The organism is Bifidobacterium saimiriisciurei (assembly GCF_010667655.1).
GTDB lineage: Bacteria > Actinomycetota > Actinomycetes > Actinomycetales > Bifidobacteriaceae > Galliscardovia > Galliscardovia saimiriisciurei.
Map to the genome: position 1 here is coordinate 13482 of NZ_WHZU01000019.1, position 12570 is coordinate 26051.

A 12570-nucleotide genomic window follows, 5' to 3' on the forward strand; every position below is an offset into this window, starting at 1 on the left:
CTGTACCGCCAGCCATTGAAGGGTTTACGCCAAACCCTTGCGCTTGCGATATTCGTTGACGGCGGCCAGCGCCAGCGCGGCCGCGGCCGTGAACAGACCGCCGAAGACGAGCCAGCCACGCCCGTCCAGACCACCGGTGAACGGCAGCATGGCGACCTTCTTCGCCTCGTTGGGCACCTTGTTGTCGGCCAGCCGCCCGCCGCCGGTCTCAAGACTCACGACGTGTTCGGTGGCGTCGCGTTCGATGGCGAACGTGTAGGTGTCGTCGCCGATGTTGTAGCCGTTCGGCGCCTGCGTCTCGACAAGCGTGTAGTAGCCGGGCTTGAGCCGCTGCACGGTGATCACGCCGGCGGCGGTGTTCGTGTCGTTGGTGCCGGAGCACGACGTGTTGGGGAGGCAATCGGTCACGGCCAGCGTCTCTTCGAGCGTCTTATGCGCTTCGTCCGCGTACCGCTTCAGCTCCCACTTGGAGGCCGAAGCGGTGATGATCGCGCCGGTGCCCTTGTCGGTCTTGCGCCAGGTGACGGCGGCCGGCGTGTTCGCGATGACGTTGGACGCCTTGCCCCAGTCGGTGGAGACGACCCCGTCGGAGACCTTCACCTCGAACTCGTGCACCTTCTCGCCGTCGCCGGGCTGCCAGAAGCCTTCCGGAGCCTGCGTCTCCACGAGTCGGTACGTGCCTGCGGCACTGATGCCCTCGACGGTGAACCAGCCGGCGCGCGAATCCTTGTCCGCGCCGGTGCATGCGGTGTCGACGCAGTCGGTGATGTCGGCCTTGCCGTCGGCGCCGGTCAGGTTGGTGACGGCGGTCCAGGTGCCGTCGCCGTTCCTGCGCTCAATCTTCCAGACGGAACCGTCGATGGGGTTGGCGCCGTCGGTCTTCTCCCACGAGACCTTGCCGTTCGTGCGGTTGCCGATGAGCGCATGCCCGTCCTTCGCCTTGGCGAACAGGCCCTTGTCGGCGTCGGGCCCGGATTCGAGGGTGATCTCGGTGTCCTTGGGCAGTTTGCCGGCTTCGGCGGCATACACCTTCATGGCGTACACGTTGCTCGACTTCTCATACCCCGGGGGCGCGGTCTCCTCGGTCAGCCTGTAGTCGCCGGCGGCGAGGTTGTCGACCTCCACGACGCCGGGCTCGGGGTTGTTGTCGCGGCCCGTGGCGCCGTTCGCGGTCTTGTCGGTCACGTACATCGTCCACGTCTTCTCGCCGTTGACGGTGCTTGACGTCCAGCACTGGTAGGGATCGGGCTTCGCCACCTGGCAGTCGGCGGGACGCAGGTCACCGTCCTGGTACGGCGTCGAGTCGGATTCGCGCGAGGCGGTGTCGAGGCTCGTCTGGGTGACGGTCAGCTTCCATACGGCGCCGGCCAGCGGATTGTCGGCCGAGGGCTTGCCGTCGCCGCCCACGGCGGTCTTCTCCCATGTGGCGTTCGACGGGCTGGCGAAGATCACCACGCCGTTCGAGCCGAATGCGCCGCCGGAGAGTCGCGCGCCGTTGCCGGACATCGACAGCTGGGCGGAGCCCTTGGCCTCGTCGCGCGTCGCCTGGCGTTCGACGTCGGTGGCGCCGTTGACCTGCGCCTTGAGGGCCACGCCGGTGGTGAAGTTCGTGTTGCCCTCGCCGGTCGGCACGGTCATGGTGCTGGCGGCTCCGTTCGCCGCATGCACGGTGCCGGGCACATACAGATTGAGCGTGGTGGGGGGTCGTCACCTTTTCGGTCGGATAGACGGGATTGGCCTTGGCCTGCACCGCCACGTTGCCGTGGCCGTACCAGCCGCCGGAATCCGGCAGCCAGGAGTCGAAGTAGCCGCTTGATTCCATGAGCGGCGTGCCGTCCCGGTACCAGGTGACGGCGGGGTTCGAACGGTCGGTGAACCAGGTGTCGAGCAGATGGAACGAGTTCGACGTGAACTTGCCCGGATCTCCGTACCACTTGTGGTAGGGGTTCATGATCGCCAGGTCGTCGCCGGCGGTCACCGTGTTGCCGGCGGCCGCCGTATTGGCGCCGTTGCCGTCGAGCGTGGTGTTCACGTCGTTGTCGAAGAGGGCGATGTTGCCGCCCTGCGAGGCGGTGGCGTTGCCGGAGGGGCAGAACCACAGGCCGCCGCCGAAATGACCGGCGGCGTTGTCGAAGGCCACGGCCTTGCCGACGTAGGTGGTCGAGTCCTCCTCGGTGTAGACGGCGCCGCCGAGGTAACCGGAGACGTTGTTCGTGTACGAGCCGCCGGTGAGCCATGCCATCGAGGAGTCGCCGTTGAGGAAGATGGCGCCGCCCGCGCCGCCGCGCTGGATGCCGGTCCATGTGCCGTCGGCCGCACGCGCGGGCTTGGCGACGGACGTGTAGTTGTTGACGAACTTCGGCTTGGTGCCGTCCGTCGCGTTCTTGACCCAGAGCTTGCCGGAAGCCCAGATGGCGCCGCCGCCGGCGCGCCAGCTCCACGATTTCGCATAGTTGCCGTCGAAGGTCACGTTGCCCTGCACCAGCAGGCTGCCGGTGGAGTGGATGGCTCCGCCGCCGAGGTTGGACTGATGGCACCGTTCCACGGTGGCGTCGGTGGAGCAGTCGTCGGCCGGACTCTGGCCGTTGCCGATGAAGGTGCCGCCGGTCACGTCCACCGTGCCGGAGCTGGAGATCACGCCGCCGGATGCGGCCGACGTGTTGTTACGGAAGGTGCCGCCGGTCACGTCCACCGTGCCGTCGTTCATGATCACGGCGCCTTGTTCCTTGGTGTCGATGCTCTGGTACGTGCCACCGGCGATGGTGAGCGAACCGCCGGGATACACATAGATGACGGAGCCCTTGCGGTCTCCGGACCGCGCGCCGTCGAGACCGGCGCCGTCGGCGGCCTTGAGCGTGATCTTGGCGCCGTTATTGACGTACAGTACGTGGTTCTGGTCGAGGGGTGTGGATTCGGCGTCGTTCGTGTCGGTCGGCACCTCGATCGATGCGGTCAGCGTGACCGTCGTCGTCGAGCCGTCCGTCGCGGCGCCGTCCATACAGGATTTCAGCACGTCCCATGTGGTCACGGCGGCGCAGTCGCCGGTGGCCTTGGCCGCGGCCTTCTTCTGCGAGCCCTTTTTCTGTGTCTTTGGGGTGGTGCCTTGTGCGTTCTGGTCCTGCGACGAAGGAGTCGACGACGTCGTGGCGCCGTTCGATGCCGACGGCGATTGCGACGGCGTGGCGGTGACGGTCGGTTCGGTTTCGAAGCCGGTCGATTCCGCGGCGCCGGCGGCGGGAACGCCCACGGCGAGCATGGCCGCCGCAGCCGCCATGGCGGCGATGGCGCGCACGCCCCGCCGGCGGCCCGATGGTGCGGCGTCGCCGAGTCCGTTCATGATTCGCGAGATCGCGTTACGGCCGGAAATCCCCCATTCCCCCCGCAGACCGTTTTTGCTGTCCATATCGCTCACTGTGGTTCCCATCTTCATCTGCACTATCTGGCTCTACATATGATACCCCCTATGTGAACACTCTCATTTCAATATCCCCCATTGACCCCACTTGCCCCCTATAGGTCCGCGCCAGCGATGCCGCGGTACAGACCGCAACGAAAAGGGCCTCCTTCCCGCACCACGCGGGAAGGAGGCCCTGATGATCACCGCGGATCGCGGATATGCCTCGAATCAGCCGGATAGGCGTTCATCCGGGATGAACGCCTATCCGACCCGGATGCCCGGCCGTTTTCCCGGCCGGACGCTCAGTCGGCCTGGACGTCGTCGATGGAGACGTCGGGGCTGTCGGGCGTATGATCGGCGAGCGGGTCCTCGGGCATGTCGGTGAGTTCGAGGTGTTCGCCGCCGGTCTGGTCGACGAGCACGGTGTCGCCGTCGTGGATCCTGCCGCCGAGCAGCATGCGGGCCAGCTGGTCGCCGACCTCGGTCTGCACGAGTCGACGCAGCGGACGGGCGCCGTATGCCGGGTCGTAGCCGGTGTCGGCCAGCCATTCGCGTGCCGCATCGGTCACGTCGAGCGTGATCCGGCGGTCGCTCAGACGGGCGGCGACCTGCTTGACCTGGATGTTCACGATGCCGCCCAGCTCCTCGCGGGTGAGCGGATGGAACATGACGATCTCGTCGAGTCGGTTGAGGAACTCGGGCTTGAAGTTCATGTGCACGGCGTCCATCACGGCCTTCTTCTTGGCATCGGCGTCCATGTCCTCGTTGACGAGGAACTGGGAGCCGAGGTTGGAGGTCATGATGAGGATGGTGTTCTTGAAGTCGACCGTACGACCTTGACCGTCGGTCAGACGACCATCGTCAAGCACCTGCAGCAGCACGTCGAAGACCTCGGGGTTCGCCTTCTCGACCTCGTCGAACAGCACGACGGAGTACGGGCGACGACGCACGGCCTCGGTGAGCTGGCCGCCCTCCTCGTAGCCGACGTAGCCGGGGGCCGCGCCGATCAGACGGGAGACGGACGCCTTCTCCATGTACTCGGACATGTCGATGCGGACCATGGCCTTCTCGTCGTCGAACAGGAAGTCGGCGAGCGCCTTGGCGAGCTCGGTCTTGCCCACGCCGGTGGGGCCGAGGAACAGGAACGAGCCGGTCGGGCGGTTCGGATCGCTGATGCCGGCGCGCGAGCGGCGCACGGCGTCGGCCACGGCGGTGATGGCCTCCTTCTGGCCGATCACGCGCTTGCCGAGGTAGTCCTCCATGTGCAGCAGCTTCTCGTTCTCGCCCTGCATGAGGCGGCCGACGGGGATGCCGGTCCAGTCGGCGACGATCTCGGCGACGGAGTCGGCGTCCACATGGTCGGGGACCATGGGCTCGCTGCCGTTCGCGCCGGTGCCGTTGGCCTTGGATTCGGCGTCGGCGTTCTCCGCGGCGGCGAGCTCCTTCTGGATGGCGGGGATGTCGCCGTAGAGGATCTTCGACGCCTTGGCGAGGTCGCCTTCGCGGGTGGCCTTGTCGGCCTGCACACGCAGGTCGTCGAGCTTGGCGCGCAGGTCGCCGACCTTGTTGTGGCCGGCCTTCTCGGCATCCCAACGGGCCTTGAGCCCGCTGAGCTTCTCACGCGAGTCGGCGAGTTCGGTCTGGATCTTCTCCAGGCGTTCCTTGCTGGCGGGGTCCTCGGCCTTCTTCAGCTGCATCTCCTCCATCTCGAGACGCGTGACCTTGCGCTGCAGCTCGTCGATCTCCTCGGGCTGGGAGTCGAGCTCCATACGCAGGTGCGCGGCCGCCTCGTCGACGAGGTCGATGGCCTTGTCGGGCAGCTGACGGCCGGAGATGTAGCGGTTGGAGAGCGTGGCTGCGGCCACGAGCGCGTCGTCGCCAATCGTCACCTTATGGTGCGCCTCGTAACGCTGCTTGAGGCCACGCAGGATCGCGACGGTGTCCTCCACGGAGGGCTCGCCGACGAACACCTGCTGGAAACGACGTTCAAGCGCCGGGTCCTTCTCGATGTTCTCGCGGTATTCGTCGAGCGTGGTCGCGCCGATCAGGCGGAGTTCGCCACGGGCCAGCATGGGCTTGAGCATGTTGCCGGCGTCCATGGAGCCTTCGGCCGCACCCGCGCCAACGATGGTGTGGATCTCGTCGATGAACGTGATGATCTGGCCGTCGGCGTTCTTGATCTCGTCAAGCACGCTCTTGAGGCGTTCCTCGAATTCGCCACGGTACTTCGAACCGGCAACCATCGAGCCCATGTCGAGGCTGATGAGCTTCTTGTTCTGCAGCGTGGTCGGCACATCGCCGGCGACGATACGCTGGGCGAGGCCTTCGACGACGGCGGTCTTGCCGACGCCGGGCTCGCCAATCAGCACCGGGTTGTTCTTGGTGCGGCGGGAGAGGATCTGGATCACGCGGCGGATCTCCTGGTCGCGGCCGATGACCGGGTCGAGCTTGCCTTCCTTCGCGCGGGCGGTGAGGTCGGTGGAGTACTTCTCCAGCGCCTTGTAGCTGCCTTCGGCGTCGGGGCTGTCGACCTTGCGGCCGCCGCGGATGCCGGGGACGGCCTTGCGCAGCGCCTCGGGGGTCACGCCGGCCTGCTTGAGGATGTCGGCGGATTCGTTCGGGCCGACGGCGATGCCGATGAGCAGATGCTCAGTGGAGACGTATTCGTCGCCCATCTGCTTCATCTCCTTCTCGGCCTGCGCGAGCGCGGTGGTCAGCTGGCGGCTGGCCTGCGGCTGCGACGTGCTCGAGCCGCTGGCGCTCGGCAGGGCGACCAGCGCGTTGCGCACGGCCGCGCCGACCTGCTTCGGGTCGCCGCCGGCCGCCTGGATGAGGCCGGGGACCACGCCGTTCTCCTGACGCAGCAGCGCGTCGACCACGTGCAGGGTCTCGACCTGCGCGTTGCCGGCCGCCGATGCGCTCTGGATGGCGTCCCCAAGCGCCTCTTGAGTCATCCTCGTGAAGTTCTGTTCCATGATGTCCTCCAATGTCGGGTTATAACGTCTTGCTGATACGAACAACCGGACCTTGGAGTATTTTATTCCCAAAACTTGAGTGATTATGACTCAAGTTTTGGGATGTGGAATCGTCACCTCGCCAGATCGGCACGGCGGGCGCGACGCAACGTCACCGCCCAGACGGCCGCCACGACCGCGATCATCGCCACGGCCACGGCGACCTCGCAGCCGGGCAGCCCCGTATGCATCGACAGCGCGTTCGTCATGAGGAACGCCTCGCCCAGCACCGCGTAGATGGCGCAGAAAAGGAACAGGGCCGTCAGCGGCACGACGACGAGCATGGCGCGGATCAGTCCGTCGAACCAATGCGTCACCCATGCCACGCCCAACGTGAACGTCACCGTCATCACCGTTCCCAGCAACGCGACGGCCAGCAGATATCCGGCGAAGTTCCAGCCGCCGAACCACGGCAGCACGCTTGTGGAGAACACGGGCGTCGCCAGATACGGCCATACCTGCGGCAGCCAGACGCCGGCGAACACGGCCGCCATCACCACGCACACCGCCAGCGAGCTCAGACCGACGGCCAGCAGCTGCACGCCGGTCACGCGGCGGCCGATGCGCGACGACCACTGCAGCTGACGCATGTTGCGCCTGCGGTCGGCGACGAACAACGACGCCGTCAGCACGACCGACATCACCACCGAATAGACGAACATCAGGAACACCATGAGCATGGTCGTCTCATACGCGTCCGTGTACTTCTCCAGATATCCCATGTTGTCGCGCTGCGCATACAGCCTGTCGACCTGTGCGGCGGCGGTCTTCGGCAGCGCGAGCTTGGCGTAGTAGGCGTTTTCCTCGGCTTCCGACATGCCGCTCCGAGGCGGGAACATACGAAGCGCGAAAGCCACACGCTGCGTGACGTCAACTTTCGAAGTCCCTCTTTCATAATCCTCGACGGTTATCGCCCGCGACTCATAGGCGTGGAATTCCGGCAGGTCGGCGATGCGTTCGGAGTACTCGTCCCAATCGGTCGTGCCATCGACGGCGAACGTCAGATCGTCGGAATTCTCGCCGACCGAGGCCACGGACTGATCGTTGCGAACCTTGATGAACGAATCGTAATCGGTGACGCCGAACCGTTTCGACTGCCTGTCGGCCACGATCTTGGCGTCGAGAGCGGAACGCAGCTCCGGCAGATCGGCCTTCATCGCGGCGACCGACTCACGGTTGACGACCGGCCCGTATTCGTTGATGAGGCCGACGGTGTCGTCGTTGCCGATGTTGCCGGGAGCATTGAGGTTGCCGGCTTCGAGCTGGGTGTACGGCACGGCGTAGGCAATGGCCGCCACGATGAGCGCGACGACGACTCCGGGCCGCCAGATCTTGCGCAGTTCCTGAATGAGCAGGGCGAACATGGGTTGGTCCTTTCTTGGGAAACGTATCGTCGGCGACTAGTCGCGGTAGGTGAGCAGGAAGGCGTCCTCGAGACCGGGATGCACGGATTCGATGCCCCGGTCGGCGGATTCGGGAATCGGGTCGGGCGAGTAGATGCGCTTGGCGGTTTCGCCGCCGCGCTGGATTTCGCTGAGCTTCAGCTGGCCGTCGTGCAGGACGTAGCCGCTCGGCACTTCGTAGATGCGGCCTTCGAGGCGTTCGCAGATCGCGGCCGGCTCGTCGGCCTCGCGCACGGTGGCGTCGCCGAGCATGACGATGCGGTCGGCGATGGTTTCGAGGTCGGAGACGATATGCGTGGCGATGACCACGATATGGTCGGCGGCCAGATTATGGACGATGTTGCGGAAGCGGACGCGCTCCTTGGGGTCGAGGCCGGCGGTCGGCTCGTCAAGGAGAAGGATCCGCGGCCGGTGGATGAGCGCCTGGGCGATGCCGACGCGGCGTATCATGCCGCCGGAAAGCGTGCGCATCTTCCTGTCGGCCTGGTCGGAGAGATGGACCATGGCGAGCAGCTCGTCGATGCGCGGGGCGATCTCGTCGCGAGGAACACCCTGGAGCGTGGCGATGTACTTCAGGAAACGTCGCGGAGAATGGTTCGGATAGTAGCCGAAATCCTGCGGCAGGTAGCCGATGAGACTGCGGTAGCGCTCCCCCATGCCGACGATGTCCTCGCCGTCCCATCGGATGGCGCCGGCGTCGGGAGTCAGGAGCGTGGCGAGCAGTTTGATGAGCGTGGTCTTGCCGGCGCCGTTCGGGGCGAGCAGACCGTAGACGCCCCGCTCGAATTCGAGGTTGACGTCGTGCAGGATGAGTTTGCCGGACAGTTCCTTGCCGACGTGCTCCACGGTAAGCATGATGCGGTTCCTTTCTTCGATGCCTGACGTTTGGCTAGGCAATGGCCACCGGCTTGCGGCAGTAGGCGTTGAGGGAGGCGAGATAGACGGCGGCCGAGGCAAGGCCCACGGCGAGGCACACGGCCGGAGGCAGCTGGGCAAGCCAGGGCGCGACCGCGGCGCGGGTGAGCCACAGCACCGTGCCAAGCACAAGCCATATGGCGGGCATCACCAGCGCGGAGGCGGGCCACGCGCAATGACGCTCCACCGCCAGCTGCCCGAGCGCGAACACGAACAGCGAGGAGAACGAGACCCCCAGCACGGTGACCGCGTCGAGTCTCAGTCCCGCGACGCCGACGGCCACGCCGAACGCCACGCACATCACGGTGGACATCGCGCCCAGCGCCAGCATGCGGATGGCGGCGATCTGCCGGAACGACCAGCGGCATGTCCGCAGCAGGTCCAGCATCCGCACCTCACGCTCGCGCAGCATCATGAGCAGCGAAATGGCCATATGCAGCAACGGCGAGACAAGGAACACGGCGACGAGCAGCACGTCGGCATGATGCGCGATCCACAGCGCACGCTCCTGCATCATCGTCATCTGCGCCATGGCCGTCGGCGACGCCGCGGCATCCGCAAACGAGCCGGCCCGCATGCGGGAGGCCCCCGCCGCACCGAACAGCGCGGCGAACAGGGGCGCCCATGCCACGAAGGCCGTCATAAGGCCGAGGAACACGCAATCCCCCACGCCGAAGAACAGGCTGCGCACCCCCAGCGAACGCACGACGTCGACCAGGGACGCCCATAGCCCGACGCGCCTCGGCACGCCCATGGCCACGATGTGCCGGATGCTCCGCTCGCGTTCGGCTTCAGTGGGATACGGTATCTGCTCGTTCATCGCCGAACTCCTTTCGTATGGTCTTCATCAGTCGGAACCACCGTGCCTTCACGGTCGACTCCGGCGCTCCCGTCACGGCCGCGATCTCGGTGAACGTCTGACCGGCGTACAGGTGCAGCCGGTAGGTCTCCTGCACGGCGGGGTCGAAGTCGCGCACGCGGTCCTCGATGCGGTTCAGCAGGTCGCGGTGCGCGAGCAGGCTGGCCGGATCGGGCATCCGCTCGTCGGCGATGTCGGGAGGGGCGCCGCCACCGTCCGCCGCGTCGGCCGCCGAATCTCCGCCGCCGGCCCGGGCTCCCGGCCCCTCCGGCAGCGGGACGGTCGGCACGCCTCGCCGTCGCCGCACATCGATGACCTTGTATGCGGCGATTCGATACAGCCAGGTGGTGAACGACGCCTTGCCGGAATCGTAGGTGGCAAGTGCGCCCAGCATGGCGATGAACGTCTCCTGCGTGAGGTTCATGGCCTGCTGTCGGTCGCCGATCTGACGCCAGACGAACGCGAACACCGCGTCGTAGTGCGCGCGCACGAGCTCGTCGGCGGCTCTGCGCGAGCCACGCCGTACGATGCGTCGTATCAGCCGCAGGTCGTCCGTCATCGCGTTCGCCGCCTTCCTTCGTCTCTTCCGATCTCCCCGAACGCCGTCCGAGCGTCCGTACGCCCGCATCAACCGCGTTCACCCATATATTCGTATCCCCGACCCGAAAAGTTGCATCCGGCCTCTTTCCGACACGCCGAAACCCCGAGCCGCGCGCATTCGGCACCGCAAAACGGCCCAAATAAACGGTCCAAATTATGAAGGGCGTGCCGGAAAACCGCACGTACCGCTCCTATACTCGCCTCTGGATTCACCCAATGGTCTCGTATCCGGCGTCCGGCAAACGGCCACGATCGCAATCCGATACGATTCACACGATTCGAGAGAAGCATGGTTTTCAAATCCGGCGCGCTGCTGCTGGTCATCATCGGCGCCTATCTGCTCAAGCATCTGCACGTCTTCGGCGAGCGCGACTACAAGGTGGCGCAGGGGCTCGTGTTCAACATGACGCTGCCGTGCGCCATCATCATGTCGTTCGCCACGAACAAGCATGACATGCGCATGCTGTGGATCGTGCTGTTCGGCTTCATCTGCTGCCTGGTGCCGCTGTTCCTCGTGTACTTCGGCTCGTTCCGCGACGAGAAGCAGTACCGCGCCTTCCAGATGCTCAACGCCTCGGGCCTGAACCTCGGCGCGTTCTGCCTGCCGGTCATCCAGACGTTCATGGGGCCCTCGGCGGGCCTGCCGGTCATCATGATGGATATCGGCAACGCGATGGTCGCCACCGCCGGCGCGCTCACCATCACGCGCACGCTGCTGCATATGGACGAGAACTTCAAGGCGCTGCCGCTGATCCTGCGGCTGCGCAACATCGCGCGCGACTTTCTCGGCTCCATCTCGTTCGACATCTACATGCTCATGCTGGTGTTCATGTTCGCGCACATCACCATCCCGCAGCCGATAGTCACGCTCATCACGCCGTTCGCCAATGCGAACGCGTTCTGCACGATGGCGATGATCGGCCTGATGATGGAGATCCCGAGCGTGCGCAAGGACCGCATCGAACTGCTGAAGGTCATCGCGTGGCGCGCGGTGTTCAGTGTGTTCATCGCGCTGGGCGCCTGGTATCTCATGCCGTTCCCGCTGCACATCCGCGAGATTCTCACGCTGGCCGCGTTCTCGCCGATCACCATATTCTCCACGAAGTTCACGGATTCGCTCACCGGCAACGCCAAGCTCGCCGGCTTCTCGCTTACGGCCACGGCCGTCATCAGCCTCGTCGCCATGACCGCCCTGCACGCCGTGCTGCCCGTGGCGTAGGCACGGAATCGGGCGCAGGGCAGGCACGGCACGGAAAGGCCAACGATAGACACAGGCGTATAGGAAGAGCCGCCGCACGGCGTGAAAACCGGGCGGCGGCCCATTCTTCAGTCCCCGCATCAGCGGGGTCGGATCGGATTCGCTACTTGGCGAGGAACTCGTTGGTGGCGACGTCCTTGGCCTTGGGCGCGGTGTTCACCGCGTTGCCCTTGGCGTCGGTGTAGGTGTGCGACTCGTTGAGGAAGTCGAAGTACTTCTGCGTCTCGACGAAGTCGTTGGTGCCGAGGACGAACGAACCGTCCTTGATCTTCGCCGGATCGCCCCAGTACTTGCCGTCGACGATCACATGCATGCTCTTCTTGACGAAGTCCTCCTTGAGGTTGGCGTCGGGCGCCTCCTTCACGAGGATCTTCGCGGCGTCGTCGGGGTTGGAGTACGCGTACTCGTAGCCCTTCTGCGAGGCCTGCACGAACTTCCTCACCAGTTCGGGGTTGTTCTTGATGGTCTTGTCGCTGGTGATGATGCCGATGGAGTCGGCGTTGCCGGGCACGCCGTAGTCGGGCTCGGTGAAGCAGTTGAGCTTCGGACCGTACATGTCGGCCTGCACACCCTCCCAGGTGGCGTAGAAGCCGCCGAAGTCGGCCTTGCCGGAGCTGAGCGTCTGGAACGTGTTGGTGCCGGCGGTCACCTTGTCGAACTTGCCCTTGCCGCCGTCGAACTGGATCATGCGGCGCACCACGGCGTCGGACTCGTTGGAGCCGAACGTGGCGAAGGTCTTGCCGTCGAGGTCCTTCGGCGACTTGATGCTCTTGTTGCTGGCGAGCGCGCACCAGATGGCGCTCGGCTTCTGCTGCACCTGCATGACCTGCTTGATGGTGGCGCCCTTGAGGCTGTAGTCGGCGGTGTTGGTCATGTTGGAGAGGGCGAAGTCGGCGACGCCGTTGTTCACGGCCTGTTCGGCGCCGGCCTGCGCCACGGCGACGATGTCGACGTCGAGCCCGGCGTCCTTGAAGTAGCCCTTGTTCTTGGCGACGTAGACGCCGATGTGGTTGGTGTCGGGCGCCCAGGAGAGCATGAACGTGACCTTCTTGAGGCCGTTGGAGCTGCCGGAGTCGGAGGCGTCGTTCGTGGAGCCGCATGCGGCGAGCGAGAACGCCATGGCC

Annotated in this window: 9 protein-coding genes; 1 reads left to right on the forward strand and 8 read right to left on the reverse strand. The window is 65.6% G+C overall.

Annotated elements, in window-relative coordinates; genetic code table 11:
* Positions 1 to 24: 24 nt before the first annotated feature.
* The 7 genes from GFD18_RS09810 to GFD18_RS09835 all read right to left on the reverse strand — a co-directional run bounded on the left by GFD18_RS09810 (position 25) and on the right by GFD18_RS09835 (position 10147).
* Positions 25 to 1371: an MSCRAMM family protein gene (locus GFD18_RS09810; RefSeq protein WP_225433055.1), complete on the reverse strand. Its 1347-nt coding sequence runs from the start codon at positions 1369 to 1371 to the stop codon at positions 25 to 27.
* The gene (locus GFD18_RS11165) at positions 1280 to 3412 is read right to left on the reverse strand and encodes a right-handed parallel beta-helix repeat-containing protein (protein WP_225433053.1); all 2133 of its coding nucleotides are present in this window, start codon (positions 3410 to 3412) and stop codon (positions 1280 to 1282) included. The genes GFD18_RS09810 and GFD18_RS11165 overlap by 92 nt, the downstream gene beginning before the upstream one ends.
* A 287-nt stretch (positions 3413 to 3699) precedes the next feature.
* The gene (gene clpB, locus GFD18_RS09815) at positions 3700 to 6372 is read right to left on the reverse strand and encodes an ATP-dependent chaperone ClpB (RefSeq protein WP_163199893.1); all 2673 of its coding nucleotides are present in this window, start codon (positions 6370 to 6372) and stop codon (positions 3700 to 3702) included.
* Between the two features lie 113 nt (positions 6373 to 6485).
* Positions 6486 to 7775 (reverse strand): hypothetical protein, encoded by a 1290-nt coding sequence (locus GFD18_RS09820; protein WP_163199892.1) that lies wholly within the window; start codon positions 7773 to 7775, stop codon positions 6486 to 6488.
* Between the two features lie 36 nt (positions 7776 to 7811).
* On the reverse strand, positions 7812 to 8669 hold the full coding sequence (locus GFD18_RS09825; RefSeq protein WP_163199891.1) for an ABC transporter ATP-binding protein: 858 nt from the start codon (positions 8667 to 8669) through the stop codon (positions 7812 to 7814).
* A gap of 34 nt (positions 8670 to 8703) precedes the next feature.
* A complete protein-coding gene (locus tag GFD18_RS09830; protein WP_163199890.1) occupies positions 8704 to 9549 on the reverse strand; it encodes a hypothetical protein in 846 nt (281 codons plus the stop codon).
* A complete protein-coding gene (locus tag GFD18_RS09835) occupies positions 9521 to 10147 on the reverse strand; it encodes an RNA polymerase sigma factor (protein WP_163199889.1) in 627 nt (208 codons plus the stop codon). The genes GFD18_RS09830 and GFD18_RS09835 overlap by 29 nt, the downstream gene beginning before the upstream one ends.
* A 330-nt stretch (positions 10148 to 10477) precedes the next feature.
* On the opposite strand from GFD18_RS09835, the gene GFD18_RS09840 reads away from it, so the two are divergent.
* On the forward strand, positions 10478 to 11407 hold the full coding sequence (locus GFD18_RS09840; protein ID WP_163199888.1) for an AEC family transporter: 930 nt from the start codon (positions 10478 to 10480) through the stop codon (positions 11405 to 11407).
* Between the two features lie 142 nt (positions 11408 to 11549).
* Here GFD18_RS09840 and GFD18_RS09845 read toward each other — a convergent pair whose 3' ends face one another.
* On the reverse strand, positions 11550 to 12566 hold the full coding sequence (locus tag GFD18_RS09845) for an ABC transporter substrate-binding protein (protein ID WP_404801626.1): 1017 nt from the start codon (positions 12564 to 12566) through the stop codon (positions 11550 to 11552).
* Between the last annotated feature and the right edge of the window lie 4 nt (positions 12567 to 12570).

Coding starts and splice junctions, on each gene's coding strand:
- clpB (WP_163199893.1), bottom strand. CDS start 6,372: ATGGAACAGAACTTCACGAGGATGACTCAAGAGGCGCTTGGGGACGCC.
- GFD18_RS09820 (WP_163199892.1), bottom strand. CDS start 7,775: ATGTTCGCCCTGCTCATTCAGGAACTGCGCAAGATCTGGCGGCCCGGA.
- GFD18_RS09825 (WP_163199891.1), bottom strand. CDS start 8,669: ATGCTTACCGTGGAGCACGTCGGCAAGGAACTGTCCGGCAAACTCATC.
- GFD18_RS09830 (WP_163199890.1), bottom strand. CDS start 9,549: ATGAACGAGCAGATACCGTATCCCACTGAAGCCGAACGCGAGCGGAGC.
- GFD18_RS09835 (WP_163199889.1), bottom strand. CDS start 10,147: ATGACGGACGACCTGCGGCTGATACGACGCATCGTACGGCGTGGCTCG.
- GFD18_RS09840 (WP_163199888.1), top strand. CDS start 10,478: ATGGTTTTCAAATCCGGCGCGCTGCTGCTGGTCATCATCGGCGCCTAT.
- GFD18_RS09845 (WP_404801626.1), bottom strand. CDS start 12,566: ATGGCGTTCTCGCTCGCCGCATGCGGCTCCACGAACGACGCCTCCGAC.